Genomic DNA, 26,776 nt, shown 5'->3' on the forward strand with positions numbered 1-26,776 from the left:
ATCAGTTCCTACGCTGTTAATACAAAGCAGTCTAGGTAGCCTACTTTATCGTTGTCGATTTTGTTCATTGGTGTTGCGTTGTGCCATACCTGACGGTCATTCACCATGGCAAACATGCCATCTTTAATTTCCATTTTGAAACATGGCTCTGCATCGCGTGATTCGTAAACTAGTAGCTCACCACCTTCAATATTGCTGTGTGACACGCCAGCAACACAAACATGGTCAAAACCATCTTGATGAACACCTTCTGGTGCAGGTGGTGTATCTGCATCAATCGCTAACATGCGGAACTGATGAATTTCGATATCAGTATCGCTAGCAATGCCTGACATTTCGATAAATTGGTTAACTAAATGCTGCATACCGTCAGTCGCTAACAGCGACTCTTCAAGGTTTTCGTAAGTACGCTCAATGTTGCCTTGGAATTGGTTAATTGAGTCATCTTGAACAAATGCTTTAGTTGGTTGCAGGCTTAATTTGCCATCAACAAGTTTAATTACAGAGTAACGGCGTAAACGAAATGCACCGTCGGCATATGGGTTTGCCGGTAAGTTATCAAAAGAAGGTTTTAGCTGCTCGATAAATGCTTGCTCAATAAAACGCAATTGCAGCAGATTCTTGGTTGTTTACTTTCGTCATAACACGCTCGCAGATGATGAATTATAAATCGCGGAGATCTTAGACGGTTTTAACAGGTTTTTTGTGGTTTATATTTCACGAATGCAGGACTAATTAGATTAAAAAATCCAATTTAAACGTAGAAATTAAATATTACATTCAATTTAAAATTTAACTACTGAAAACGCTTATTAAGCGAAGCGTTAAATATAGGGTAACAGCGACCATCAATACAAAAATTAGAGTAAGAATTCTAATAAAAATCTTAGCTAATTTATGTTTAACACGTGAGAGCCATGATGCATCGGCGGAAATATGCCCATCATACAAACTAAAGCTGGCGATAAAAAAGTAACCGAGCAAACTCCAGCCAAGTAGCAAAATAAAGCCCACTTGGTAGTTGTTCATTTGTGGATTATTTAGTAGCAGCGAAGCACCTAACAAGGCACCGCCAATAATGGCAAATAAAACCATAATGCCTCGCCAAGCATTTAAACGCTTAGCGAGGTTTACAAAATGATGTTTTAGCTTAGTTACACTCATCGCTGAGCGACTTTTTGTCAACTACAGGAGATTTGCTCTCTACACCATGTTCATCATTTTTAATCAGGTTTTCATGATTATCAACGCGTTGCTGCCATTTTTCCTTAGCCATGGTCTGCATGTTAAAGGTTTGATCGCGTTCATCCACAATTTCCATACCCATTAGGCTTTCAATCATGTCTTCTAGCGTAACAATACCTTGTACATCACCGTATTCATCTACGATCAGGCTAATATGAATGCGTTTTTCTAATAACGTATGAAGCAAAGTGTGAACATGCAAGGTTTCAGGCACGGTATAAATTGGCTTAACTAGCTTGGCAATTTTGTAGTCTTCACCTAACCGATGATACGCCAGCATGATGTCATTTTTGTGCACAAAACCAATGATGTCGTCAGAATCTTGGTCAAACACGAGTACGCGTGAAAATGCCACGCTACCGTGTTGTTTAAGATACTCATCTACCGTTAAGTCTTTGTGTACTTTAAACAGTACTGTGCGCGGAGTTAATAAAGTATCTAACTTTAAATGGCGGAATTTTAAAAGACTGCGAATAAGCTCGCTTTCTTCTTGATGAAGTGCACCTGCTTCGCTGCCCATTTCAGCCATCGCTTCAATTTCAGCACGAATATAATGGCTTTCGCTTTGCTTGCTGCCGAGCATTTTGGTAATTATGTCTGAAAGCCAAATAAACGGCTTTAATAAGCGAACCATTACTACAAGTGACGACGATACAATTGGCGTAAGCTGACGCCAATAGTTTGCACCTAACGTTTTAGGAATAATTTCAGACAGCACCAACACCAGTAGTGTCATTACCGCAGACGCAATACCAATTGCCGCATCACCAAATACCGCTGCAGCTTGTGCACCTACACCTGCAGCACCGGCTGTGTGTGCAACCGTATTTAAAGTAAGAATCGCCGCTAACGGCTGATCTACTTTTTCTTTTAATGAGTTAATGCGCGCAGCAAGTTTTGGTTTTTGCTTTTTTAAACTGGCGACATAGCTTGGGGTAATACTTAGTAATACCGCTTCCATTATTGAACATACAAACGAAATGCCTATAGCTAACAGCATATAGGTAATTAACAAAGCCACAGTAACCTCTCGAATCATGGCGAATAATAATTTCAGTCACTAGTTTACCCAATTAAACCAGTGCTGCGTATAACAACCGCATTTTAATTGTATTAATTTATAAACAGCGATAAACCATAACAATTAAAGCCCGTTACAAAATCGATTAACAATCGTTTTCGTTGTTCACCATAATTGGGCTGCAACTCAACGAGTTCAAGCATACATTCATACTTTTTTTCGCTATGATTTCGTCACGCATTTTCATAAGGACTTACAATGAAAAAATCATTTTTAGCAGCAATGCTCGGCGCTTATTTTATTTCTCCTGTAGCGCATGCTGAAGCAATTGATGCAAGCAAGATTAACTACTTAGGCCCAATTGCGCCGCAAAACGCACTCAAGCCATTTGAAACAAACCGTAAAAACGCCATTTTAACCAACCTAAAGCAAAGCTTAACAGCCGACCAAAAGTCAGTTTCGTTTTTTGGTAATACACTAAAATGGCAAAGCTTAAGCAAGGTAAATGCATTAACTGAACCTGGCCTACAAGCCCTTAAGTTCACATTAACAACAACGCGCTTTACACCTGCAACACTTAAGTTAGATGGTGTTAAAGAGGCGAGTTTTTATCTTAATGGCGAGTTGCTCTCTAAAAAAGGCGACGCTTATAAACTACCGCTAACAACAGGACAACACCAAGTAATCATTATTACTGAAAGTGTTGAAGATTGGGGCAAGGTAGCTTTAGATTTAACCAGCGAAATTGAAGAGAGCACAATCAGTGTTTCTAGTGATGCGCCAAATACACTAAGCGCAAAACAATTATTTGATAGCAAAACCGTAAGCAACCTAAGTATTTCACCAAATGGTAAGCACTTAATTTGGCAAACGCGCAGCTATAACGATAAAAACGCCAATAAGGCAATTAGAGAGACTGTTATCAAGTCGGTTAAAGACAACGAGATTGTTTACTCATTACCAGCTAACGCCAGCAATTTTGCTTGGTCAGATGATAACACTCACCTTGTATACACAAGCAATAAAGTGCTTTATAAACTAAACCTTAAAACGCTAACCACCAGCGCATTAAGTGAAGATCTATCTGGTATCAGCAATGTCGATTTTTATGATAACGACACGCTTATTTTTACTTGGGTTAAACGCCCTGAAAAGTCGACATCGCTTACTAAGTATTATCATGGTTTAGAAGATCGCTGGTCGTATGCACGCAATAAAACCAGTGTTTACTTATACGATGTAAATTCAGGCTTAATGCGCCAAGTGAGCCCAGCTGAATTTAGCGTTAGCTTACAAGATTTTGATAACGAGCGTGGTACGTTGTTATTAAGCCGTTCTATTTCAGATTATGCTGCACCGCCACATATGCTAACAGAACTGCTGGAATACAACTTAAAAGACAATAGCCAAACCACTGTTGGAAAGTACCGTACTTTTAATAGTGCGCAGTATTCTAGTGATGGTTTATACATTACCGCTGGCCCTGAATTCGGTGAAAAAGCAGGAAAAACGGTTGCTGATTCTCAGTTTAGCAACAATTACGACACGCAACTGTATTCAGTAAGCTACGATGGTAAAAACATCACCGCGTTATCAAAAACATTTGATCCAAGCATTGGCCAATTTAGCGTATTAAAAAATGACAATGTGATTTTAAATGTCGGTGAAGAAGACAAACGCCAGCTATATGTATTTGATGAAAGTAAAAAACGCTTTAATAAAGTAAAAACGAATCTTGACGTAATTGAACGCTTTAGCGTTTCTAATGAGAAGTCACCTACCCTTGTTTTCGCTGGAACTGGCGCACAATTGCCACAACAAGTGCAGTTAAAAACTAAACTCTCTAATACTAAGTCAAAAACCTTATTTAATAGCAAAAAAGCATTCTACGCTAATACCCAATTGCCAAGTTTGGAAGAATTTAATTTCACTAACGATCACGGTACTGAAATTAAAGGGCGCGTTTACCTACCAAGTAACCTTGATAAACAAAAGCAATACCCTGCGTTAGTTTACTACTATGGCGGTACTTCACCTGTAAATCGCGCATTTACCGGCCGCTACCCATTTAATTTATGGGCAGAAAATGGCTATGTGGTTTACGTATTACAACCTACCGGTGCAACTGGATTTGGCCAGGATTTCTCGGCTAAACACGTAAATGCATGGGGTGAATATACAGCCAATGACATTATTAAAGGTACTCAGGCATTCCTAGATAAATACAGCTTTGTTGATAAAACTAAAGTAGGTAATTTAGGTGCCTCTTACGGTGGCTTTATGACTATGTTGTTGGCAACCAAAACAGATATGTTTAGCGCGTCTATTTCCCATGCAGGTATTTCAAATATTACCTCTTATTGGGGCCAAGGTTGGTGGGGTTATTTATATTCGGGTGAAGCCTCTAAAAACAGCTTTCCTTGGAATAACACTAAGCTTTATTCAAAGCACAGCCCTGTATTTAACGCTGATAAGGTAAAAACACCGTTATTACTTATTCATGGTGATGCTGATACCAATGTACCTGTAGGCGAGAGCCACACTATGTACACTGCTTTAAAGCTACTAGGTCAAGATGTTGAATTAGTGGAATATAAAGGCGCAGACCACCAGATTTTTGCGCGCGATAAACGCTTCCATTGGTGGAATACCATGCTTGCATATTTCGACAAACATCTAAAAGAACAACCACAATGGTGGAACGACTTATATGCACAAAAATAAGATTTAAGTATTACTAAATAATAACGGCCCACAATGGGCCGTTATTATTTCTGTACACATGCATTTTGTGACATAACATTTCTATTTTTCATTCAGTGCAAAATTGGTGATAATATTGCTTCGGGCAGAAAAACACATTAACGAGCATTATGACAATACAAGTACTTCTAGTTGAAGATGACTCCTTGCTAGTAAGGCGCATTCAATCACATTTTAGCAATAGTGATTTTAGTTTTGTGGTAGACGAAACCGGCGCAAATGCAGCTGAAATCATTCGTTCAAACCACGAAATCAAACTAGCGATTGTTGATATTGTACTGCCGCAGGTAGACGGCCTAGTGCTCGCTAAAGAGATAAATCTAGTTTCCGATATCGGTGTGGTTGTACTTTCAAGCCGCGATTCGCAAGAAGATCGCATTTTAGGGTTAGCACAAGGTGTAGATGACTACATTTGTAAGCCAGTTGATTTACTTGAGCTAGAGCTAAGATTAAAAGCCCTTGCTAAGCGTCTCAACTTGTTTCAAACCAATGACGAATACATTGAATATTCAGATATCAAAGTGCACCCAGAACATCGCACACTTATCATTGCCAGTGGCGATGAAATACGATTAACTGAAGCAGAGCATAAAGTACTGATTTCATTAATAGGTAATGCTGGTAAACCAACTAGCCGTGAAAAGCTATCGGAAGAAATCGGTCAATCTGACTGGAGCCCATCAGACAGAACCGTTGATGTATTAGTTGGTCGCCTACGCAAAAAACTCGGTGATGAAAAAGAACAAAAGCGTATTGTTACAGTACGTGGCAAAGGCTATATGATTGCCCTAGGTTAATGATAACAATTTACTTAACTAGCTAATAAAATAAAAAAGGCCGCTTTTGCGGCCTTTTTTAATTGATTAATATTAGCTTTTTACCAAGTGCCAAGTTTTGAATTTTCGTAAGCTGCTAATCGCGCTTTCGCTGCATCAACAAAGTAATCTTTGTCCCACGCCTCTTTAACTGCTTTTTCTTGCATATCAATGGCTTCTTCAAATTGACCTAATTTTGCATAGGCCGCTGCCATGTATTCATATGCCCATGGGTCATCTTTCTCATCAACCACTTTTTTGGTTAATTCAATCGCGTAATTTAGCTCACCTTGATTATGTGAATCGCGCGCATAAACACCAGCAAGTTCACGCATTGCAATATAATCACCCTGCTCAGAAGCGGCGGTTAGCCACTCTTTCGCTTGATTAAGCTGGTCTTTGTTTGCGTTCGTTTTTTGTAAAACACATTTTGCAGCCAAGGTTTGTGCTGGTGTATGACCAAGGTCCGCTGCAGTACCTAAAATACGCAAATTACAACCCGAGCCTAACAACATAAGTGACGCAAAATCACCGCCTTGCGCTGCTTTTAAACGCCAGTAGCTCGGCATTTCTTCACGCGGTTTGGCAATAATCTTTTTCAGTTTTACATTTTGGCGATTAAGGTAATTTGAGTAGGTATTATTTCGCGTTTCATTGTTGTAGAAAAACTCAGCTAAAAATGGACCGTATTCAGCTTGTTCATCGCCGCTTACCAATACGTGCCAGTTATTCATAGTTTTAACTGCTAGTTCATCGAGTTCTTTCGGTGCTTTATAATCACCTGTTGCCTCAAAGCGAAGCGTATTACCTTGCTTATCTAACCATACTAAATATGCAAAGTTATAAAAATCTTCCTCGAGCTGAGTGTTATTAGAAAAGTTATCGGCATTGCTCGCGAGTAAGTTCGCCTCACCTTGTGAACTTGAAACCGTATCGTCTGGTAAATAAGCCACCTTCAACATGTTGTCGTCGCTCATTAACTCTAACATATCAGCTAATTCTGCTTGCGCTTTGCTGTTACCACGCTTTGCTTTAGCAAGTAATTGTTTGTGTTTGATCGCTAGCTTTTTACGCGTTTCTTCTGGAATATCTGTACGTTTAAACATGCCGCTAAACTGCGCTTGGCTAAACTTTCGTAATGTGCCGCCCACTTTTAAGATTTGGTAACGTGAATTTTCAAGTTTTTCACGCACACTCTGTGCAAATTCATCAGTAGGATAGCTTTGTAACAACTGCATATCTCGCACAATACCATTGCGGTCGATATCAAATAGATATCTCGCCATACCCGGAATACCCTCTTTAAATAAACTACCTGGGTACTTAGCTTCTGGATTTTCAGTGCGTTTAGGTGGCGGGTTATACGCACGGCCAAATGGCAATGCATAACGAATATTCTTGCTACCAGCCTTACCATAAAAACCAATTAATTCATCTGCTTTAGCTTTTGCTGCTTTGGTTTGCGCTGGGGTTAAACGGCGTTCAACGGTTTTTAATGCTTGCCTTGCTGTTAGAAAGCCATTTTCAATGGCTACCGCTAAGTATGCGTATGCTAAAACTGGGTCTTGCGGTACGCCCTGTCCGCGTAAGTATTGAACACCCAAATTAAATTGGCTTTTACCATGACCGAGGTGAGCTGTTTTTTGAAAAAGTTTAAAGGCTTGCGCGTAGTCTTGATTGAGATAGAGATCCATCGCGCGATCAGCATTTGCGCTTGCTGAAAAGCTTTGACCCACCAATAAAATGCCGGCTATTACACTCGCTAACTTTTTCATTTCAACTCCTGTCAATTGCACCAAACTTCATGTTAACAGCTGGTTAATAGTGGTGCAACTGAGGAAACGCCTAAGCTGCAGTATTTATACACGTGTGAGCGTATTTAATAGTCGCTCGAAGGCACGGTAACTAATCGCCTCTTTAATATGAGTGAGCGCAACCGTTTTTTCAGCGGCTAAATCAGCAATGGTGCGCGCTACTTTTAGCACACGATGATACGACCGCGGCGATAAATCGAGCTTATCAGTAACAAGTGCCATAAACGCTAAGCTTTCATTATCAAGGGTAACAACTTGATCAAGTTCGCTATTGCTAAGTAATGCATTTAACTTACCCTGACGTTGGTATTGTCGCTGTTGCGCGGCAACAACCCGATTACGAATAACCTCGGAGCTTTCGCCTTGCTGTGTTGACTGTAATTCGTGGGTTTTTAGTTTAGGAAGCTCTACCTGCAAATCGATTCGGTCAAGAAATGGTCCTGATACACGACTTAAGTATTTAAGAATTTGTTCTGGCGATGCGCGATTATCACGATGACACCCTGTGGGGCTGGGGTTTAACGCACAAATTAGCTGAAAATTAGCTGGGAACTCTGACTGCCTTGCGGCGCGCGATATAGTGACTTTTCGTGTTTCTAATGGTTCACGCAAACTGTCTAATACTTTGCGTTCAAATTCAGTAAGCTCATCTAAAAAAAGTACGCCATTATGGGCAAGGCTGATTTCACCTGGCTTGGGATTAGAAGAACCACCAACCAAAGCAACCGCAGAGCAAGTATGATGCGGTGCACGAAACGGCCTTACTTGCCACTCACTGTTGTTGATGGTTTTACCGATAATAGAATAGACAGTTGCGGTTTCAAGCGCTTCAGATTCAGTAAGTGGCGGCATAATGGTCGCCATTCGAGCTGCCAACATGGATTTTCCTGTACCAGGCGGACCAAGAAACATTACGTTGTGTTTTCCCGCTGCGGCTATTTCAAGTGCGCGCTTGGCCTGAGCTTGGCCTTTTACTTCTGCCATATCAATTGTGTAGCGTGAAATTAACGCTTCAGCTTGTGGGATGTTTAAAGTAAATTCGATCGCTTGCTGGCCCGTTAAGTCTTGGCAAACCTGATTTAAACTACTGGCATGCTTGGTATTGCAGTTTGTTACCAACGCCGCTTCACTAGCGTTGAACGCTGAAATATAAACCGTTTTGCCACTATTAACGTTTGCGATTAACGACGATAGCAGCCCCAACACCGGACGAATTTCCCCACTTAAAGACAGTTCGCCAAAAAATTCAAGTTGTCGCAAATCGAGCTGGCCCAATTGATTAGAAGCCAACAAAATACCAACTGCTATGGCTAAATCGAAACGGCCACCTTCCTTCGGTAAATCGGCAGGCGCTAAATTTACAGTAATGCGTTCCTGCGGAAATTTAAATTGGCTGTTGATAATTGCGCTGCGCACACGATCTTTAGCTTCTTTAACTGATGTCTCAGGCAAACCGACTATGGTAAATTTAGGTAGGCCACTGGTGATATGTATTTCAATGGTAACAAGCGGGGCATCCATCGCGACTTGTGCGCGAGAATAAACACAGGCAAAAGACATTCCATTGTCCTTAATTTATTTCTTTCTTTTAGTGTAGCGTATATTTAACGCTCAGCTGCTTACTTTTCTTTATTGTATTTGAACACGTGTAGGCTCCAACCCCACTTTATTGCGCCCATACGTAAGCTTAATGTACCTAGCATTCCCACCAACATGGCAATATTTGTTGATACGCCTAAGTTCAAACTTTGAGTATACAAAATACCACCAAAAATACAGGTAGTTGCATACAGCTCACTTTTTAAAACCATAGGTGTGGTACGCGCAAGTACGTCACGGATCATGCCACCAAAACAGCCGGTGATTGTGCCCATTACAATTGCGGTTAAGTCTGGCATGCCTAAACTTAACGCTTTTTGCACCCCCATCACCACAAAAAATGCCAACCCTAACGCGTCAGCTATTTCAAGCAATACCTGTGGAAAGCCGCGTTGACGATTAAGCCATACAATGGTGATGGCGCTAGCGATAAAAATCGAAATCAAATATGTGGGATCTTTTAACCAAAAAACCGGCACATCTAAAATCACATCGCGCGTTGTACCACCGCCTATTGCAGTCGCGGATGCTAAAACCACTACACCAAAGCCATCTAGTTTCTTTTTATAAGCGACAAGCGCACCAGAAATCGCAAAAACAGCAACGCCAAATAAGTCAATCCAGTGGAATAATGAATCCATAATTAACCTGCTTGCTGCGCTAACGTTTCAAGCACATCGATAGCTTTGTTTGCATCGTGCTTGGCAACTAAAATATGGTCGTGATAAAAGCCTGCAATCACATTTGCGCTAATCCCATGCTTTGCTAACGCACTTGAAAATGCCGCCGTTAAGCCTACCGCATCAAGGCTTGAGTGAATTTGCAGGGTTATTAACGAAAACTCTGAAGCATATTCTAACTGCCATTCAACTGCTTGTTGTTTGGTGAGAATTAACGTCACCCCTTCTGGCTCGTTGATGCGCGCAAATACCTTATTCATATCAAACGCTTCAACATTTGATACAGATACAAATACATAGCTTTGCGGCTGTAACAGCGGTCGCATATTTTTTATCAGTAGTTGTAAGTTCGTTTCGCCAAACATAATTATTTTCCTGTATAAAAAAAGGCTGTAAACACAGCCTTTTTCATTCTAATTTCATCTGGCAGTTATTGCCAAGCCCTTTGGCTTGTAAGTTGTTGTTCAAAGGCATCAATCTTATCGTTTAGTGTTTCTGTTACGCCAATAAAATCTAACCCTGATAACAAGCGCTGTTTAATATCGGGACGAATATCAAACTTAATATCATCAAAGTGATCGCTTTTAATAACTTGATTTTGCAAATCAATTTCAACATTTACTTGAGAAGTTTGCTCTGTTACGTGAAATAGATGATCCAGTGTTTCGCTCGGTAATGCAATAGCAAGCATCTGATTATTAGCACAGTTATTAAAGAATATATCGGCAAAGCTCTCAGCTAAGATTACCGTAAAACCATACTGCTTTAATGCCCATGGCGCATGCTCACGCGATGAACCACAACCAAAATTATCGCGTGTTAACAATACGCTAGCGCCTTGATATCGCGCTTCATTTAAAATGAACTCAGGGTTCGCATCACCATTATCTAAATAACGCCAATCGTAAAAAAGCGCCTTATCAAAACCATCACGACTTGTTGATGTTAAGAACTGCTTCGGAATAATTTGGTCTGTATCGACATTATTTTTATCAAGCGGTGCCATTAAGCCGGTGTGATAATTACTCATTAGATACCTCCTCGAATATCAACAAATCGACCATGAATAGCCGCGGCTGCTGCCATTGCTGGACTGACTAAGTGAGTGCGACCACCTCGGCCTTGGCGACCTTCAAAATTACGGTTAGATGTCGACGCACAGCGTTTGCCCGCGCCTAAGCGATCATCATTCATAGCTAAGCACATTGAACATCCAGGCTCTCGCCATTCAAAGCCTGCTTGCTTGAAAATATCAGCAAGGCCTTCGTCTTCCGCTTGTTTTTTAACTAAGCCTGAGCCTGGCACCACTAACGCTTCAACGCCGACCGCAACTTGCTTACCTTTAACGAGCGAGGCTGCAGCGCGCAAATCTTCAATACGACTATTTGTGCAACTGCCAATAAATACCGTGTCGACCGAGAGATCTGAAATCTTTTGGCCCGGCTTTAAGTCCATATAAGCTAGCGCACGACGAATCGCATCAGCTTTAATCAAGTCACTTTGTGCATCTGGATCTGGGACTAATTGGTCAATGCCAATCACTTGCTCTGGACTTGTACCCCAAGTAACCTGTGGCTGAATATCCGCAGCATTCAATACAACAGTGTGATCAAACACGGCATCATCATCGCTCTTTAGGGTTTGCCAATACGCAACTGCTTGCTGCCAATCATCGCCTTTTGGTGCAAACGGACGCCCCTCTAAGTAGTCGTAAGTTGCTTTATCCGGTGCAATTAAGCCTGCTTTTGCACCCATTTCAATGCTCATATTACATAGCGTCATGCGCGCTTCCATTGAAAGCGCACTGATTGCTTCACCGCAAAACTCTGCAACATAACCTGTACCACCTGCGGTACCTAATTTACCAATGACCGCTAAAATAATGTCTTTTGCGGTAACACCAAGGTTAATTTTGCCATCAATTTGGATTTTTAAACTCTTGGCTTTTTTCTGCTGTAATGTTTGTGTTGCTAGTACATGCTCTACTTCTGAAGTACCAATGCCATGCGCTAACGCACCAAACGCACCATGGGTCGAAGTATGGCTATCACCACATACAATAGTTGTGCCCGGTAAGGTAATACCTTGTTCAGGCCCCATTACATGCACAATACCTTGGTTAATTGAATTAAGGTCGTAAAGTACAATGCCAAACTCTTCACAGTTTTGCTTTAGTGCAATTAATTGGTTTTTTGAAACTTCGCTTGCAGCATCTAATGAGCGACTTTTTGTCGATACGTTATGGTCCATTGTTGCAAACGTCTTTTCAGGACAACGGACTTTACGGTTTGCTTCACGCAGGCCTGCAAATGCCTGTGGTGATGTAACTTCGTGTACTAAGTGTCGATCAATGTAAAGTAAATCACTTTCTTCATTAATGGCAGTCACTTTATGTGCCTGCCAAATTTTATCGTATAAGGTCTGAGCCACGTCATTCCCCTTGCTATTATCGGTGACGGAGGCCTGTTAAATTCAGGCCTAAAATTTAAAATTAAATACGCGCAATAATTTCTTTTGCAACGTCCAACGTGGTGTAACCCGCGGTAGGGAAAATATCTGGTGTTCCCACTCCGGCTGCAACGGCTTCAGCCACTGCCTTTTCAATCGTGCGTGCGGCTTCATCTTGCTTAAGTGAGTAACGCAGCATTAAGGCCGCACTTAGAATTTGTGCGATTGGGTTAGCAATGCCTTTGCCAGCAATATCCGGCGCAGAGCCACCAGCAGGTTCATACAAGCCAAAACCAGTTTGATTTAAGCTTGCCGATGGCAATAACCCCATCGATCCTGTGATCATTGCGCATTCATCCGATAAAATATCGCCAAACAAGTTATCGCATAGCAACACATCAAACTGGCTTGGTTCTTTTACAAGCTGCATCGTTGCGTTATCGATATAAATATAATCAAGCGCCACATCTGGATAATCTTTGCTTACTTCGGTTACCACTTCACGCCACAGTACGCTTGATGCCAGCACATTTGCTTTATCAACCGAAGTAACTTTATTTGCACGTAACTTAGCGGCTTCAAACGCAAAGCGTGCAATACGTTCAATTTCTTTACGTGAATACCTTTGCGTATCGAATGCGTATTCATCAGCACCTTCTCCACTGCGGCCTTTATCGCCAAAATAAATGCCACCGGTAAGTTCACGTACACATAAAATATCAAAGCCTTTTGAGCTAATATCTGCACGCAGTGGCGATGCAGCACTCAATGCTGGTAATAATTGTGCTGGGCGCAAGTTGCAGAACAAGCCAAAATGTTTACGAAGCGGCAATAACGACGCACGCTCAGGCTGCTCTGATGGTGGTAAGCCTTCCCATTTCGGCCCCCCAACTGAACCGAACAAAATAGCATCGGCTTGTTCGCACGCAGCTAGCGTAGTATCTGGCAATGCCTTGCCAAATTGATCAATCGCTGCACCACCAATAGCGTGATGATTTAAGCTCAATGAAAAATTAAACTTTTCACTAACCGCATTTAATACGTCGATTGCGGCGGTCATCACCTCTGGTCCAATGCCGTCACCGGCTAATACTGCGATGTCGTAATTTGACTGGCTGCTCATACTGCTTTCCTTTGTAGTTTTAGATCAGACACTTGCTGCGCCCGATAAATTAAATTGTGAACTCGAACCAAAGCGCGTACCGACGCTTCTACTATATCTGCTGCTAAACCTGCGCCGTGATACTGACGACCGTCAAACTTAGCGATAATATCAACCTGACCAAGCGACCCCTCGCCTTGCCCTGTTGCGTCTAAATTATATTCAATTATTTCAACATCCATATTAGTCATACGTTTAATAGCTTTGAATGATGCTTCAACCGGACCGTTACCCGTAGCAGCTTCAGTTACTTCTTTACCGCCTATGGTCATGCCAATACTGCTGCTAGCAATTGACTGAGAATTTGATGTTGAATGAACAAATGACAATTGATAGAAATCGCTTTCATCCGATTGATTATTAAAATAAATCATTGCTTCAAGATCATAGTCATAAACGGTGCCTTTCTGATCGGCTAACGCTAAGAAGCTTTTGTACAACGCATCCATATCGTAATCTTCAGCTTGATACCCTAATTCGCTTAAACGATGCTGGATAACATGACGACCTGAACGCGAAGTCATATTTAATTGGTTGTTTGGCACACCAACTGTTTCTGGCGCCATAATTTCGTAAGTGTTTTGTGCCTTTAATACGCCGTCTTGGTGAATGCCCGAACTGTGAGCAAACGCATTTTCACCAACAATGGCTTTATTTGGTTGCACAGGCATATTGCAAATTTGACTGACTTGTCTTGATGCGCGATAAATTTCTTCGCTGACAATATCGGTATGTAATTTAAGGTGATCTTCACGCATTTTTAAGATCATCGACACTTCTTCAAGTGAGCAGTTACCCGCGCGCTCACCTATACCATTAACCGTACACTCGATTTGACGTGCGCCCGCTTGCACTGCGGCAATTGAGTTAGCAACGGCTAAACCTAAGTCATTGTGACAATGCACACTTAAACGTGCTTTATCGATATTAGGCACGTTATTCATTAAATGTGTGATCATTGCGGCATATTCATCTGGCGTTACATAACCAACGGTATCAGGCAAGTTAATAGTTGACGCTCCTGCATTAATCGCAGCTTCAACAATGCGGCATAAATCGCTATGCGGTGTACGCCCTGCATCTTCACAAGAAAACTCTACGTCATCAGTGTAGTTTCGCGCTTGCTTAATCGAACGCACCGCCATTGCTGTTGCGTCATCAAGACTCATGCGTAATTTATGCTCAAGATGTAATGGACTGGTTGCGATAAAGGTATGAATACGACTTTTTTCAGCTGGTCTTAATGCTAAACCGCATGCTTCAATGTCTTTTTCAACGGCACGTGCTAAACCACAAATTGATGGCCCTTTAACTTCACGGGCGATGCGTTCTACTGCTCTAAAATCAGCTGGACTAGAAACCGGAAACCCAACTTCCATAACATCAACGTTTAGTCGGCTAATTGCATGAGCCAGCTGAAGCTTATCGTCCTCTGTAAGGCTTGCTTTTAATGCTTGCTCACCATCGCGTAACGTCGTATCAAATATCCAAATTTTATCGCTCATACCTGCACCTTTGCCCTAATATAAAAAAACCCCGCATTTAGCGGGGTTTTTGCAAACTTTTCAGTCAAATACACTAAGCCCCGCTTCTGCAATTACGCAGTAAGAGGTTGTTTAGAAGTAGGCTAATCGTGTTTTTTGACATTTTTATTTAGTTTCCATCATTAACTAAGGCAATTTAACCATTAGCAAAAGAACAAAACAAGCATAAAAAATCCAAAAAATCGGTGTCAAAGGCAACTTAAAAGGAATTTAAATACCAAAAACCAACATTTATTGAAATATCTTTTCATTTTTGACAGATTTAGAAAAATATTAGTCAATCGTGATAAGTGTTATGCATAAAAAATAAAATTAAAAATGAGCAAATTAAATACGATTATTTTTTAACATCTCAAAAACTTGGTTTACAGGGATCGGTGGCGCTAAATAATATCCTTGCATAAAACTACATGAGAAATTGTTTTGCACGAGCTTCTGCTGCTGGTAATTTTCAATGCGCGCAAATATGTAATTAATTGAATGGTAGTGATAGGCTTGCGATACCTTATCCATTTGCTGCTTGTCTAAATGCTGAAGTTGCGCAACCGGTACTTTGACTTCATCAATCACTAATGGCAACTTTTCAATATTGCTAAGCACATCATCATCGCCATCAATCGCTAAACTAAAACCCAGTTCTTTAAGCCCAGTTAATAATTCAATGACCTTAGTATTTGAGCTATAGAATGCGTCCAAAGGGAACTCAAAAACGATTTGTTCAGGGTTAATTCCCGCGATATCTAGGTGCTGGCTCATCACTTTAAGTAAGTCATACTGTTCAAGATCGATAAGCGATAGATTAATCGAAAGACGTACGCTGCTAAATGCGGGTAATACTTCGGCAATGCGCTTAAAGAATACCTCGCTAAAGGTCGCGATCATCTGATGATTTTCGATAGCGTTCATTACTTCGCGAGTACTGAGTTTAATCCCGTTTTCTTGAAAACGCACAAGACATTCAAACCCTGATAGTTTTTCATTTTGGCTGCGAAATTCCGGCTGAAAATCGAGATTAATACAATCCCGTCGTGAGAGAAGTGAAGCCAGTTTGTCTTTATCGATGATTTTTTCAGTCACCGAACGCTGACTAAATACTTGGTTAAAATCACTTAATTTTACCGGTTTATTAATTTGTGCGACGAGTTCGCAAGGTAAGAATAATGGCACCGCATCTTCATCATTTAGCAGTAAGACTAAACGGCCTTTAAAACCTGTGCCAAGCAACCAGCTCGACATATCAACATCAGTAAACGCGCTTACCGCGATAACTAATGTGTCGTCACTGGTACCCTGTACCACTTCACTTTGTAAACTAGCGAGATTGCCCGTAGTGAAAATTCTGCCAGCCCATAAGTATTCTATACACTTTTGTGTAGTAGCCCTTTGCTCTTCACTACTATCAAATATGTATACGGTTTGTTCTTTTAATTCCATGATAAAAACCATTTAAATGTGTAATTTAAGTCAAGCATAAATAAATTAATTTACCAGTTGCGCGACGTCAGCAAATTGAGCGAATTAATCTCAACCGCAACTTAAAATACTGCTTACTCGTACTCTTATTTAAGCTTAAATTACTGAGTGAAAATTATGGTTTATGCAACCATCCCTGAGATAAAGTAAAATTTAAACACAAAAAAAGCGCCTAAACAGCGCTTTTTTACTAATTGCTTAAATTATTTTTGAGCAAGGTAATTGATAAGATTCGCCATATCTTCAGCACTTGAAATGCCTGACTTACGGCCAAAGTTAACTTTGTACTTACCATTAACAATAAAGGTTGGTACTGAACCCAATGCGCCTTTGCTCTTAAAGAACTCTTGCTCTTTGCTCATTTTCTTCGCTTTTGTGCGCACGCCGAAGCTCTTGTAATATTTATCGAATGTTGCAGCCTCAACACCTTTAGCTACAAATACATCTTTTACGTCTGCAACTTCATTAAAGCTTTTACGCTCACCGTGAATATGGTTAAAAATACCTGCAATCACTTGGTCTTTTTGCGGCAGCGCTTCGGCTGTTGCTAACGCTTGTGACAACATTTCTTGATTTTCTTTTGAACGACCGCCCATAAAGTTAACGTGCGCTTTTTTAAATGCCACGCCGTCTTTTAGTAAAGGTTTAATGTCGTAAATCACGTTTTCCATGTTGTTACATGCAGGGCAGTAGAATGAGAAAAACTCGGTGACTTCTGGCTTTTTAGTTGCACGATCTGAGATCACTTCGTAGTGCACGCCTTCTTCAAACTGGTTGGCAATTGCCACAACAGGCAGTGCTAAAGCTAAAAGAGCAGCTTTAAAAAATGCTTTCATTATTACTCCGTTATTTTTCTAATAGATAGTCAACGAGCGCTTTTAGCTCATCGTATGATTTAATACTGGTTAATTCGATACGGTAAATATCGTTAACAATAAATGTTGGTACGCCAGTCAACGCGCGCAGGTCTGAAAAACGCTTTTGCTGTTCAACCATGTACTGTTCTTGCGCAGCAATTGCCATGCTGCCAGCTAGCTGGTCAAATTTTTCTTCTGTCACAATATCGTTTAATACAAATAAGCGACGAACATCACCGATTGTTGCGAAGCTACCGCGATTGCGATGAATAAATGAGAAGATAGCATCGCTCGCTTCACTCGCTTTACCTGCTTGTTTTGCAACTAAGTAACCAACAGAAAGTAACGATTGAGTTTTTGGGTCAATGCCGTTTAAAAAATTTACATGACTTTTAACAAAAGTATCTGCTGGTAGTTCTTTATTTAATCGCTGGGCGATCATTTCAAAATTGTAGCAATGCGGACAGTAATATGAGAAAAACTCAGTTACTTGTGGTTTTTCAGATTTTTCAGTTTTAATACGTGAAAAGTGTTTTCCCTCTTCAAACGTAAACTCCTTAGCAAATAGTGCTAACGGAAAAATTAATGCAACAATTAAAAATAACTTCTTAGTCATAGGGTTCTCTTATGGCAAAAGCTTTAACGGTGCTTCGTGCAACGCAGCCAATTGCTCCTTTAAACTTAATATTTGTTGTTCCCAGTATTTGTCTGATGCAAACCACGAAAAGTTCCGTTGAAATGCTAAATCATTCCAACGTTTTGCAAGCCAGCCCATATAATTAATCATACGTAAGGCGCGCAAAGGTTCGATCAGCCTCAGTTCTTGTAAATCCAGTGATGAGAATTCGTCATATGCACACAACAATGTATCCATTTGCATGCGTTGTTCACTTTCATCACCGCTTAACATCATCCATAAGTCTTGAACTGCTGGCCCCTGACGTGCGTCATCTAAATCAACGAAAGTCAGTTCATTGCCTGTCCACAGAATATTGCCAATATGGCAATCACCATGCAAGCGGATCTCGTTAATTGGCGAATATTTCTCTTCAGTTAACGTGATAACCTGTTGCAAAACAGTCATAAACGGTGTTTCTAAACTTGGCGATATTAAATTACTATCTATTAGAGAACGTTTAGCGTCGTGCAAAAACTCTTGGCAACTAATTGTTGGCCTAACTGCAAACTGTTTAGTTTTAGCCACATTATGTAAACGACCGATAAAACGACCTAAAACTTCCAGGTGATCGTAATTATCTGCTTCAAACGTTCTACCACCTACGCTCGGAAACAGCGCAAAACGGTAGCCTTGGTATTCAAATAAACTGGTATTGTCGCGTTTTATTGGCGCGACAACAGGCACTTCACCGTCAACCAGTTCATAACTAAAATCATGCTCTTCTTGTATTTGCAAAGAGCTCCAACGCTCTGGGCGATAAAACTTCACTACATAACGTTTGTTATCTTCAGCCACAAACTGATAAACGCGGTTTTCATAGCTGTTGAGCGGTAAAAGCCCCGATATAGGGTAAACGCCAATGCTTTCAACCGCGTCTAAAATACGTTCAGGCGTTAAATCACTAAAATCAAAAGTCGACATTTAACGTCCTTTAAAGAACTTACTTGGCTGTGCAAGTTGCGTCTGCGTTTGATCTGCACGCTGCAATACAAAATTAAATTCGGTAATTGGCGATTTCAAATCATACGGATCAATTGCGATTGACAACGGCAGGCTATACGACTCACCGGAACGAATATGCACTTGTGTTTTACCAATAATATTAAAATTATTTAGCCCCTCAACTGCGATGGTGTATTCGTGATCTTGCTGTGATTTATTGAGAATTTTTAAGGTGTATGTGTTTTCAACTAAACCTTCATTAGTTACGCGGTAAAGCTGATTTCGGTCGCGAATAATATCAAGGTCCATAGGAATACGAGTCATCACATCCGCAACAAAAATACCGCAAATAACAAGCATTACGACCAAGTAACCAATAATTTTCGGACGAAATGCGTGGGTCTTTTTATCAGATGTTAAGTTACGCTCTGTGGTGTATGAAATAAGCCCTTTGTCATAATTCATTTTATCCATCACTTCGTCACACGCATCGATACATGCACCACAGTTAATGCATTCGTACTGTAATCCATTACGGATATCAATGCCTGTCGGGCAGACATGCACACACATTTTACAATCAATACAATCGCCTAAACCAAGCTCTTTTGGATCTTGTTTTCTGCCGCGCGGACCACGGTTTTCACCACGCTTTTCGTCATAGCTAACAGTGAAGGTATCTTGGTCGAACATCGCTGATTGAAAACGCGAATAAGGACACATATGTAAACACATGATTTCGCGCATCCAGCCTGCATTGCCATAGGTACAAAACGTAAAAAACAACACGCCACCAACGGCATATGCCGTTGCTTCAAAGGTGAAAAAATCCACCATGAGTTCACGAATAGGTGTGAAATAACCAACAAAGGTTAACGAGGTAAAAAGTGAGAAACCAACCCAACTTAAATGTTTCGCTGATTTTCGCCAAAACTTATCAAAGTCCATTTTACGCTGATCGAGTTTTTTACGCTGATTCGCGCTGCCTTCGATTTTTTCTTCAAACCAAATAAAGATAAAAGTCCAAACAGTTTGTGGACACATATAGCCACACCAAACTCGACCATAAAAAGTCGTTACTAAAAACAGAGCGAAAGCGCCAATCATAAAAATCCAGGCAAGAATGGTTAAATCTTGCGGCCATAATGTCATGCCGAAAATATTGAATTTTTGATTGAAGATATCGAAAAGAACCGCTTGATGACCATTGAAACTCACCCATGGCAGTAACATAAAACTAAGCATGGCAATAAAACCAAGGTACTTACGCAACTTTTGATGTAAGCCTTTTACAGCGCGAACATAAATGCGGTTTCGCGGATTAAAACGGTCAAATTTTTCCGCGTCAGGCTTATGTACCTTTACTTCGGTTGGGATATTTTTTACTTTAATTTGCTTGTCCATGGCGCCCCTAGATGTGCAAACTTGTAGATAAGTTGCTTAATTATAACAATTGTCTTTGCTAGTGCGATGCATTTTATTAAACTAAATACACAGCAAATTAGTGCTAAATCAAAAAAAAGAAAAGTTTATGAAAAATTACTTCTTATTTGTATTGGTCATTCTTATCTTAGCCAGTGTTGATCACCCAAGCATCGCTAAGCCGCGACAAGAACTTTATGACAAAATTATGGGCGTACTGAGTGATTCGAGCAAAGTAAAAACAGATCAAGAAGCTGCTCGCTCATTAGAACGTGCTAAAGAAAAACTTCGTTTATCACAAACTGCTGAAGACTATTTAACTAAGCAGCTTGCCACTAATCAAAAGATGTCATCGTTTAAAACCCGGTACTGTGTACAAAAAGAGCTTAACTCTTACTTCTACGGGGATGACTTAAGACAAATTTGTAAAATTATTGCGGAAGAATCTAAACGTTAATTATGGATTTTTCACAGCTTAATAAAAAGTTTGCAAAAAACTTTAATGATCAAAAAGCCGTTTTAAAAAAGCTCTTAAAAGGCGGCACAGTTAATTGCAATACGTGTAATAAGCCCCTTAGCGTAGCACTTAACGATAAAGACGGTGAGTTTATTGTAAGTTGCGGATCTGGCTGCACTCGGCTCACTCTTGAGATAGATTAGTTAACTCAAGCTAAGAAAAGCGAACTTTAGTTGTGAGTATTTAGATGATCTCATTCGAGATCATCTAAATCATCTTCTTCAATAAGCCCTGCATCCAGTACACATGCTTCGATAAGCTCAGCATAGCCCTCAGCAAATGGTTCAAGCAAGCTGATAACATCATCACACAATGAAGCCTCGTTAGTTAGATCTGCAAAAAAGCATAAATAACCTAACGTCATTGCCAGTGCTTCGCTTAGTTCCCCATTGAGATTATTCGCCGATACAATTGGCTCTATGTAATGCTTAATGCCTTGCGTAAAACCTAGCGCCCATAAATGAAGCTCACTGTCTTTTGATAAATTAGCAGCGCTCGGTTGCATCATATTAATGCGAGAAGAAAGCGCATAGCCTTTTTCAAAAACATGATCGCTAACATCATTGTGAAAGGCCATTAACGCAAACAGTTTATCGTCGGCTAATTGCTCGCTTTTATTACCAAGCGCTTCACTTACCCAAATATCTTCAATGATCGGAGCTGGCGCCGCTATAAGCGCAAATAAATACCCTTCAAGTTGGGGGAATGGCATCGCAGAAGGTGCCATTTCATTGCTTGCTAACCAGCTCGCCAACGCGTGCTTATCTGTTTGTGTAAATTCAATCATGTTTTGTACTTAGAACTTAAACGGGTAGCGCCCGTTATTATCAGGCTTACCCAAAAACTTAACGGCATCATGAACTTGTTTTGGCAAACTTGCATCTGGTTTAACAAAGCCATAACACTCATTAAGCGCATGCCATATTGCGCTTCTAGCTGCAGCCCAAGTTGGTTCTCTTCGCTAATATTTAAAGTTAGCGACCCATTATCACACCCAAGCTTACCCTTGATGGTGTCAAACTCAATCCAACCTTGTAAACCTTGCACCGATAAATTGTGCGTTTCAGCATTACCAGCTAAAACATGACACAACTTATCTTTTGCTACTAATGGCAATTCAGCATTGCTCACTTTTACTTTTAAATTACCTTTAGTTGGCAGCGCCATTGGCAATTTAACATTATCCATAATACTTGATGTCGCAACTCGGATATTAGCACGGCTTAACTGCACCGTTTCCGCCGAAAATGGCAAAGTAACTGACGCTTTACCGTACGGCGTATCAAAACCGCGTAAGCTACCAAATTTAATATCAGCACTCACCTTGCCAGTTAACAGACTAGCTGGTTTTAACTGCCACTCTAGCTTATCGATAAGTTGTTGATTAATTTGAGCCTGAGCGATGCGACCTTGCCAAATTGTGCCAGACACACCTACAATTTTAATATTTTTTGGTAAGTAGCTTTGTGCAAAGCCAAGCACAACCGAGGCTGGAGCAAGGTACATAACAAACGCAATAAATGCGATAATAAATAACAAGATAAGAGATATCGTTTTTTTCATATTACTTCTCAACCACCAAACGACTTATGCTTACCATGCCGGGCTCGGCACCTCGATTAATATCAATCGCAGAGATCGTTAAACCACTATCTTCAACCAGTGATTCAAGCCAAATAAGTAGTTTATTAAATTCAACTGATTCGATGGTAAGACGCAGTGTCTCGTCTTTTGGCTGCATTTTGCTGATGCTGATTTGCGCGCGACGGCTTGAAACATTAATAATCTGACTTAAGCTGCCACTCACTGCGCGTTTGCCTTGTCCGCTGCCATTAATTTTTGCTGCACTTTGTTTTACAAATTGCGCTAATTCCTGCTGTTGCTGCAAGGTTTTTTCCGCTTTTTCAATTTTATTATTTAATGGACGAATAATTAACATCACAATAATAAACAAGGTAAAAATTACCGCAGCGCATTTTAGCAGTAGTTGTTCATTTGGTTTAAGATTCTGCCAATATGTTTCTAACTGGTTCATGAACCCGCCTTAATTTTTATTTCGCCTACCACCAGATTACCTGAGTTGCTAAGTGATCCTTGCTCGACTTGCAACGCTGAACGTTCCAATCGTTGTTTTACAACATTAAAGCTCTGGAAATCTTTTGCACTGGCGCGTAAGCGTAGCTCACCGCGCTTACTGTCAAAACGTAATGTTTCAGGTGTAAAACCTTCAACATCTTTAAATACAGGCGTTAGATGGTGTAGTAAGAACAAAAAGCCCGTTTCACCACCAGACGATACTTGTGACAATTTAGACTGAATTTGACGGCGAATTAGGTTTGGTCGCACTTTTGAACCAGGAAACGCTTGTTGATACGCTTCAATTGTCTCAGCTTTTGCAACAGCAACTTTCTGCTCCAATTGATACGCAGTTACCGCTTTCAAAACAAGGCCAAACATTAAAGCTACACCTGCGGCAATAGCAGGCACTTGCCATACAGGCCACACACCTTTACTTTGTTTTTTAACCTGAAATGCACCTTGCAACATATTAAATGGTTGCGTCACAAGCTGTTTGGCGAAGATCGCTAACGGTAAGTCATAGTGTTCTAATTTTTTTACCGCGTTGTCATATTCAAACTCTAAATCGCTAAGATGTGCGAGCGATTGTGCATCTAAGGTCGCAGTAAATTCGTTTATCCAACTTGTTTCCACCTCGGCAATGCGCCAAGCATCAAGTCTAAACAACCAGTTGTTTTCAAGCGCCGTAACGGTTACATCGGCGTCATCAAATTGTGGTAGTAACAGTGCATCAGGCAGCGCACGCGTTGGCGATAGCTCTGCTATTTTTAAAATATCCAACCAGTTTTCAAACCACGCTCGCTGACATACAGCCACTTGCAATGCATGCTTTTCGCCTAACATGCAAGGTTCACCGATGCTAATCAAAACATCATCAAGTTCACACGCCAGTTCTTCTTCTAGCATAAATGGCAATGCTGACTCTAACTTACGGTTATATTTAGTCGGTAAAACTACTGTTTTAAGCTGCACTTTGCTGGCAGGAAATAGCGCGATAACTTCCCGTGATTGCGCTTTTTCAGCTAACTCTTCAAGTACCAAGCTATTATCAATTCGGCCACTTGCTATGGTTTCATTCGCATTGCTAATAAGCCAATGGATTGGATCATTAACCGATTGCCCTAAGCGAATAATTAAGGTTTCTTTCACTGTACGCCTCCAAATCTACGCGCCAGTACACTAACTTTTTGATTATCTGTTATATGTATTATGGATTTCATCGCAAAATTCGTTTCAAAGAAGCTTGCCTTTATTTGCGCTTCAAAATAATTACTGTTTATTACAAAGCGTTTATCTTTATCGTCTAACGATTTAGCGCCATTTTGTTTGGCATCATTAATGAACTTATTAAGGTCATCCCAGCCCTCATTCGGGCGCTGACTTATTATTGTTTCTGCTTGGCTCTCTGAAATATCCAGCATTGCAGCCAATAACAAACTCTGTTCAGGTTGCAGTGTGTTCACATTCACTTTAAATTCATCGTATTGGGGAATAACGCAAACATAAGGCTTTAATTTTTCCACGATGATCGGGTTAAAGCCACGAATTAATCTCAGCTCAGATACGCTAGCAAATAAGTTATTGGCTGTCATATAGGGAATACTGTAAGACATGTACTCACCCTCTTCGACACCCTGCCTTTTTGGCATGCTATCTTCATCCAGCCAATCAAATACACTATCTGCAAGTGCTTCTTTCGATTCTTCCATCGGTAAATCAGGAATCAGATCAAGTAACGCCTCTAATGTTTTATGTGCTTCATTAAAGTTTCGAGTGCTAGCATTGTTTGGGTCAACAAACCGCAGTGCATTAAGGTTTAAACACGCCTGTAAATCAATGATTTTACCTGCAACTGTACCGTCTTCTACAGGGTAAGGTGGCGTTTCAACAGCCCACTTTTGTGATAAGTCGATACGATCTTTATCTTGTTTTTTTACTTCAATCAGCAATTGCTTAGCCAGAGCTTCACCTGCCATGGCATACCAACGTGCCTGCTGCTGTAATACGAGATTACTTGAACGCTGTACTTCTACCATCAAGCGCGCATTCATTTTAACTGCCAAAGAGGCTGCCAACGCCACCACAAATAAAACAATAATTAACGCTGCACCCGTTTGCTTTAGCCTCATCAGGTTGCCTCATTCTCTGGCAGCAGTAAAATGCGACTTACGATAATCTCATCGGCTAACGCGATTTCTACTTTGATAGCTTTAGGCAAGCTAGGATTTGTCCAATTTTCTTCCCATTTATCGTTGTCGCCACGAAAACTAATGGTGAAGTCTTTAATGTCTTCCAGTAATACTTGGCTTTTCGGTTCAGTGCCGTCGAGCGAATCGACATAAATGCGATATTTACGCACTAAGTTATCTTCTTCTACAACATAACTGAATAACTGTAATTCACTGCGCGGCAATAAGTTAACTGGGTTACTCCAACCATCGCGCACGCCTGCAACACCGTGATATTGACTATCAAATAAAAAACGATCAGCCATTAAAAACAGCTCTAAACTATCACCCGATTCATTGCGTGTGTTACGTAGTGCTAATTGGGTAAAATCTTGCTGCATCATACGGAAAACCGTATTCATAGCGCCTATTTCCGCTACTTTTTCTTTTGAGTTTTGATTGGCATTAATCGCGGTCGATAAAATTTGATGACTTGCCAGCGTTACCATTGCTAATACCGCGAGTGCCACCAGCACCTCAATTAGCGTAAATCCTAAATAGCTATTGCGCTGAGTGACCACTTACTTACCCTCACTTTTGGCAATGTAAGTAATAAGCTCATAAACATCGTGTTTACGTGCTTCATCTGAATATACTAACACTCTTGCTTCAAGTAGGTCGGGGCTTTCTGTTTTGGTAATTTTGTGACGCCAATAAAACTTAATTCCCGCTTGCTCTTCATCACCGGTTTTATTATCCGCTGGCGGCCAACTGGTAGTAAGCGTTAATTCTGCTAATTGATTCTCAGCAACCCAGCTTGCTAGCTGTTGCTCTTCAATATTTGATAGGTGATTAATGTGATCACCAACCGCTTTCATTGCGGCAATGCCTGCAAGTGCACAAATGGCCATTGCAATCATCACTTCTAATAACGTAAAACCGCGCACTCTAAGCATCGTCGTCTAATTCCTGCGACAATTCAACCGGTGCCATTAACTCACCTTTAATGTAATAAGGACGCGCTTTTTCGTTATCAGTTAGCGTTAGTACTAGCTGAAAAGGGCTCACTTCACCGGAAGACAGCAACAAAACCTGTGGAATTTTCATTTTCTCAAGTTCCAATAAGCTTTCTTCATCTTCACTGTTGAGAAGCTGGCGCCAGTCAACTTGTTGCAACAAGTTTTCCTCGCCCCACGGCAAATCTTCAAGTGCCATTTCAACACTAATAAATTCACTGAACTGATGTGGTTTAAATACTTCAGGTTCTGTAATTGCAACCCACTTTTCGCTATCAAACGCCAGCAGCTCAAACGTATTAGTATTTTTATCAATATGAAAGCCCAGCTCAAGCTGGTTCATAACGGCAAATTCAGAGGCAAGATTAATCATGGTGTGAAGCTTAAGTGCTTCGGTTTCAAGTTGTTCTTCTTGCTGATCATTAAGCGTAAGAACAACAAGGTTCATGGCAAAGCCGATAATTACCAATACCGCTAAAATTTCGAGTAAGCTAAATCCGCTTTGCCACTTTTTCATAATTTAAACTAACGT

26 protein-coding genes and 1 pseudogene are annotated in these 26,776 nt (G+C 40.7%); 3 read left to right on the forward strand and 24 right to left on the reverse strand.

Going from position 1 to position 26,776, the window contains the following annotated elements; translation table 11 throughout:
- Positions 1 to 8: 8 nt before the first annotated feature.
- The 3 genes and pseudogenes from C2M30_RS06690 to C2M30_RS06700 form a co-directional block, all read right to left on the reverse strand.
- A pseudogene (locus C2M30_RS06690) lies at positions 9 to 642 on the reverse strand (2OG-Fe dioxygenase family protein).
- Between the two features lie 150 nt (positions 643 to 792).
- Positions 793 to 1,164: a hypothetical protein gene (locus tag C2M30_RS06695; protein ID WP_105171108.1), complete on the reverse strand. Its 372-nt coding sequence runs from the start codon at positions 1,162 to 1,164 to the stop codon at positions 793 to 795.
- On the reverse strand, positions 1,151 to 2,266 hold the full coding sequence (locus C2M30_RS06700; protein WP_051320889.1) for a CNNM domain-containing protein: 1,116 nt from the start codon (positions 2,264 to 2,266) through the stop codon (positions 1,151 to 1,153). Before C2M30_RS06700 ends, C2M30_RS06695 begins: the two co-directional genes overlap by 14 nt.
- Before the next feature lie 258 nt (positions 2,267 to 2,524).
- Here C2M30_RS06700 and C2M30_RS06705 point away from each other — a divergent pair, with 258 nt between their 5' ends.
- Complete coding sequence (locus C2M30_RS06705) at positions 2,525 to 4,990, forward strand: alpha/beta hydrolase family protein (RefSeq protein ID WP_105171109.1); 2,466 nt, start codon at positions 2,525 to 2,527, stop codon at positions 4,988 to 4,990.
- 149 nt (positions 4,991 to 5,139) lie between these two features.
- Entirely contained in the window at positions 5,140 to 5,826 is a 687-nt protein-coding gene (locus C2M30_RS06710; protein WP_010561224.1) for a response regulator transcription factor, read from the forward strand.
- 80 nt (positions 5,827 to 5,906) lie between these two features.
- Here the strand turns inward: C2M30_RS06710 and C2M30_RS06715 are convergent, their stop codons facing one another.
- The 13 genes from C2M30_RS06715 to ccoG form a co-directional block, all read right to left on the reverse strand.
- Positions 5,907 to 7,619, reverse strand: a complete 1,713-nt coding sequence (locus C2M30_RS06715; RefSeq protein WP_105171110.1) for a hypothetical protein — start codon at positions 7,617 to 7,619, stop codon at positions 5,907 to 5,909.
- An 84-nt stretch (positions 7,620 to 7,703) separates the two neighbouring features.
- Positions 7,704 to 9,218: a YifB family Mg chelatase-like AAA ATPase gene (locus tag C2M30_RS06720; protein ID WP_105171111.1), complete on the reverse strand. Its 1,515-nt coding sequence runs from the start codon at positions 9,216 to 9,218 to the stop codon at positions 7,704 to 7,706.
- A 59-nt stretch (positions 9,219 to 9,277) separates the two neighbouring features.
- Positions 9,278 to 9,898 carry a trimeric intracellular cation channel family protein gene (locus C2M30_RS06725; protein WP_010561227.1) on the reverse strand — a complete coding sequence of 207 codons (621 nt, stop codon included), beginning with the start codon at positions 9,896 to 9,898 and terminating at the stop codon, positions 9,278 to 9,280.
- A 2-nt stretch (positions 9,899 to 9,900) separates the two neighbouring features.
- Positions 9,901 to 10,302, reverse strand: a complete 402-nt coding sequence (locus C2M30_RS06730; protein ID WP_105171112.1) for an ACT domain-containing protein — start codon at positions 10,300 to 10,302, stop codon at positions 9,901 to 9,903.
- Between the two features lie 65 nt (positions 10,303 to 10,367).
- On the reverse strand, positions 10,368 to 10,967 hold the full coding sequence (leuD, locus tag C2M30_RS06735; protein WP_105171113.1) for a 3-isopropylmalate dehydratase small subunit: 600 nt from the start codon (positions 10,965 to 10,967) through the stop codon (positions 10,368 to 10,370).
- Positions 10,967 to 12,367 (reverse strand): 3-isopropylmalate dehydratase large subunit, encoded by a 1,401-nt coding sequence (leuC, locus tag C2M30_RS06740; protein WP_105171114.1) that lies wholly within the window; start codon positions 12,365 to 12,367, stop codon positions 10,967 to 10,969. Before leuC ends, leuD begins: the two co-directional genes overlap by 1 nt.
- A gap of 61 nt (positions 12,368 to 12,428) precedes the next feature.
- Positions 12,429 to 13,508, reverse strand: a complete 1,080-nt coding sequence (gene leuB, locus C2M30_RS06745) for a 3-isopropylmalate dehydrogenase (RefSeq protein WP_105171115.1) — start codon at positions 13,506 to 13,508, stop codon at positions 12,429 to 12,431.
- Complete coding sequence (leuA, locus tag C2M30_RS06750) at positions 13,505 to 15,052, reverse strand: 2-isopropylmalate synthase (protein WP_105171116.1); 1,548 nt, start codon at positions 15,050 to 15,052, stop codon at positions 13,505 to 13,507. Before leuA ends, leuB begins: the two co-directional genes overlap by 4 nt.
- 366 nt (positions 15,053 to 15,418) lie before the next feature.
- A complete protein-coding gene (locus tag C2M30_RS06755; RefSeq protein ID WP_158683337.1) occupies positions 15,419 to 16,525 on the reverse strand; it encodes an EAL domain-containing protein in 1,107 nt (368 codons plus the stop codon).
- Between the two features lie 242 nt (positions 16,526 to 16,767).
- The gene (locus C2M30_RS06760) at positions 16,768 to 17,400 is read right to left on the reverse strand and encodes a thiol:disulfide interchange protein DsbA/DsbL (protein WP_054978977.1); all 633 of its coding nucleotides are present in this window, start codon (positions 17,398 to 17,400) and stop codon (positions 16,768 to 16,770) included.
- Positions 17,401 to 17,410: 10 nt separating this feature from the next.
- Positions 17,411 to 18,037 carry a thiol:disulfide interchange protein DsbA/DsbL gene (locus C2M30_RS06765; RefSeq protein WP_010561235.1) on the reverse strand — a complete coding sequence of 209 codons (627 nt, stop codon included), beginning with the start codon at positions 18,035 to 18,037 and terminating at the stop codon, positions 17,411 to 17,413.
- Between the two features lie 9 nt (positions 18,038 to 18,046).
- Complete coding sequence (locus C2M30_RS06770) at positions 18,047 to 19,021, reverse strand: serine/threonine protein kinase (protein WP_105171118.1); 975 nt, start codon at positions 19,019 to 19,021, stop codon at positions 18,047 to 18,049.
- Complete coding sequence (gene ccoG, locus C2M30_RS06775; RefSeq protein WP_105171119.1) at positions 19,022 to 20,446, reverse strand: cytochrome c oxidase accessory protein CcoG; 1,425 nt, start codon at positions 20,444 to 20,446, stop codon at positions 19,022 to 19,024.
- Positions 20,447 to 20,573: 127 nt separating this feature from the next.
- Between ccoG and C2M30_RS06780 the strand changes: the two genes are divergently transcribed.
- Complete coding sequence (locus C2M30_RS06780) at positions 20,574 to 20,921, forward strand: hypothetical protein (RefSeq protein ID WP_158683338.1); 348 nt, start codon at positions 20,574 to 20,576, stop codon at positions 20,919 to 20,921.
- Between the two features lie 253 nt (positions 20,922 to 21,174).
- Here C2M30_RS06780 and C2M30_RS06790 read toward each other — a convergent pair whose 3' ends face one another.
- Genes C2M30_RS06790 through C2M30_RS06825 form a run of 8 tightly spaced genes read right to left on the reverse strand, consistent with a single transcriptional unit; the run spans position 21,175 to position 26,761 of the window.
- Positions 21,175 to 21,768, reverse strand: a complete 594-nt coding sequence (locus tag C2M30_RS06790; protein WP_105171121.1) for a UPF0149 family protein — start codon at positions 21,766 to 21,768, stop codon at positions 21,175 to 21,177.
- Positions 21,765 to 22,544, reverse strand: coding sequence for a type II secretion system protein N (locus C2M30_RS06795; RefSeq protein ID WP_105171122.1), 780 nt, complete (start codon positions 22,542 to 22,544; stop codon positions 21,765 to 21,767). The genes C2M30_RS06790 and C2M30_RS06795 overlap by 4 nt, the downstream gene beginning before the upstream one ends.
- Position 22,545: 1 nt before the next feature.
- Positions 22,546 to 23,016 (reverse strand): type II secretion system protein GspM, encoded by a 471-nt coding sequence (gene gspM / locus C2M30_RS06800; RefSeq protein WP_105171123.1) that lies wholly within the window; start codon positions 23,014 to 23,016, stop codon positions 22,546 to 22,548.
- Positions 23,013 to 24,209, reverse strand: a complete 1,197-nt coding sequence (gene gspL, locus C2M30_RS06805) for a type II secretion system protein GspL (protein ID WP_105171124.1) — start codon at positions 24,207 to 24,209, stop codon at positions 23,013 to 23,015. The genes gspM and gspL overlap by 4 nt, the downstream gene beginning before the upstream one ends.
- On the reverse strand, positions 24,206 to 25,189 hold the full coding sequence (gene gspK / locus C2M30_RS06810; protein ID WP_010561244.1) for a type II secretion system minor pseudopilin GspK: 984 nt from the start codon (positions 25,187 to 25,189) through the stop codon (positions 24,206 to 24,208). The genes gspL and gspK overlap by 4 nt, the downstream gene beginning before the upstream one ends.
- Positions 25,189 to 25,809, reverse strand: a complete 621-nt coding sequence (gspJ, locus tag C2M30_RS06815) for a type II secretion system minor pseudopilin GspJ (protein ID WP_010561245.1) — start codon at positions 25,807 to 25,809, stop codon at positions 25,189 to 25,191. The genes gspK and gspJ overlap by 1 nt, the downstream gene beginning before the upstream one ends.
- Positions 25,810 to 26,184: a type II secretion system minor pseudopilin GspI gene (gene gspI, locus C2M30_RS06820; protein WP_105171125.1), complete on the reverse strand. Its 375-nt coding sequence runs from the start codon at positions 26,182 to 26,184 to the stop codon at positions 25,810 to 25,812.
- A complete protein-coding gene (locus C2M30_RS06825) occupies positions 26,177 to 26,761 on the reverse strand; it encodes a prepilin-type N-terminal cleavage/methylation domain-containing protein (protein WP_010561247.1) in 585 nt (194 codons plus the stop codon). Before C2M30_RS06825 ends, gspI begins: the two co-directional genes overlap by 8 nt.
- Between the last annotated feature and the right edge of the window lie 15 nt (positions 26,762 to 26,776).

This window comes from Pseudoalteromonas sp. T1lg24 (assembly GCF_002964745.1).
GTDB classification, from domain to species: domain Bacteria; phylum Pseudomonadota; class Gammaproteobacteria; order Enterobacterales; family Alteromonadaceae; genus Pseudoalteromonas; species Pseudoalteromonas spongiae.

What these genes read in the sequence shown, in the direction of transcription:
- C2M30_RS06695 (WP_105171108.1), bottom strand. Translation starts at nt 1,164, where the DNA reads ATGAGTGTAACTAAGCTAAAACATCATTTTGTAAACCTCGCTAAGCGT.
- C2M30_RS06705 (WP_105171109.1), top strand. Translation starts at nt 2,525, where the DNA reads ATGAAAAAATCATTTTTAGCAGCAATGCTCGGCGCTTATTTTATTTCT.
- C2M30_RS06710 (WP_010561224.1), top strand. Translation starts at nt 5,140, where the DNA reads ATGACAATACAAGTACTTCTAGTTGAAGATGACTCCTTGCTAGTAAGG.
- C2M30_RS06715 (WP_105171110.1), bottom strand. Translation starts at nt 7,619, where the DNA reads ATGAAAAAGTTAGCGAGTGTAATAGCCGGCATTTTATTGGTGGGTCAA.
- C2M30_RS06720 (WP_105171111.1), bottom strand. Translation starts at nt 9,218, where the DNA reads ATGTCTTTTGCCTGTGTTTATTCTCGCGCACAAGTCGCGATGGATGCC.
- C2M30_RS06725 (WP_010561227.1), bottom strand. Translation starts at nt 9,898, where the DNA reads ATGGATTCATTATTCCACTGGATTGACTTATTTGGCGTTGCTGTTTTT.
- C2M30_RS06730 (WP_105171112.1), bottom strand. Translation starts at nt 10,302, where the DNA reads ATGTTTGGCGAAACGAACTTACAACTACTGATAAAAAATATGCGACCG.
- leuD (WP_105171113.1), bottom strand. Translation starts at nt 10,967, where the DNA reads ATGAGTAATTATCACACCGGCTTAATGGCACCGCTTGATAAAAATAAT.
- leuB (WP_105171115.1), bottom strand. Translation starts at nt 13,508, where the DNA reads ATGAGCAGCCAGTCAAATTACGACATCGCAGTATTAGCCGGTGACGGC.
- leuA (WP_105171116.1), bottom strand. Translation starts at nt 15,052, where the DNA reads ATGAGCGATAAAATTTGGATATTTGATACGACGTTACGCGATGGTGAG.
- C2M30_RS06755 (WP_158683337.1), bottom strand. Translation starts at nt 16,525, where the DNA reads ATGGAATTAAAAGAACAAACCGTATACATATTTGATAGTAGTGAAGAG.
- C2M30_RS06760 (WP_054978977.1), bottom strand. Translation starts at nt 17,400, where the DNA reads ATGAAAGCATTTTTTAAAGCTGCTCTTTTAGCTTTAGCACTGCCTGTT.
- C2M30_RS06765 (WP_010561235.1), bottom strand. Translation starts at nt 18,037, where the DNA reads ATGACTAAGAAGTTATTTTTAATTGTTGCATTAATTTTTCCGTTAGCA.
- C2M30_RS06770 (WP_105171118.1), bottom strand. Translation starts at nt 19,021, where the DNA reads ATGTCGACTTTTGATTTTAGTGATTTAACGCCTGAACGTATTTTAGAC.
- ccoG (WP_105171119.1), bottom strand. Translation starts at nt 20,446, where the DNA reads ATGGACAAGCAAATTAAAGTAAAAAATATCCCAACCGAAGTAAAGGTA.
- C2M30_RS06780 (WP_158683338.1), top strand. Translation starts at nt 20,574, where the DNA reads ATGAAAAATTACTTCTTATTTGTATTGGTCATTCTTATCTTAGCCAGT.
- C2M30_RS06790 (WP_105171121.1), bottom strand. Translation starts at nt 21,768, where the DNA reads ATGATTGAATTTACACAAACAGATAAGCACGCGTTGGCGAGCTGGTTA.
- C2M30_RS06795 (WP_105171122.1), bottom strand. Translation starts at nt 22,544, where the DNA reads ATGAAAAAAACGATATCTCTTATCTTGTTATTTATTATCGCATTTATT.
- gspM (WP_105171123.1), bottom strand. Translation starts at nt 23,016, where the DNA reads ATGAACCAGTTAGAAACATATTGGCAGAATCTTAAACCAAATGAACAA.
- gspK (WP_010561244.1), bottom strand. Translation starts at nt 25,189, where the DNA reads ATGAGGCTAAAGCAAACGGGTGCAGCGTTAATTATTGTTTTATTTGTG.
- gspI (WP_105171125.1), bottom strand. Translation starts at nt 26,184, where the DNA reads ATGCTTAGAGTGCGCGGTTTTACGTTATTAGAAGTGATGATTGCAATG.
- C2M30_RS06825 (WP_010561247.1), bottom strand. Translation starts at nt 26,761, where the DNA reads ATGAAAAAGTGGCAAAGCGGATTTAGCTTACTCGAAATTTTAGCGGTA.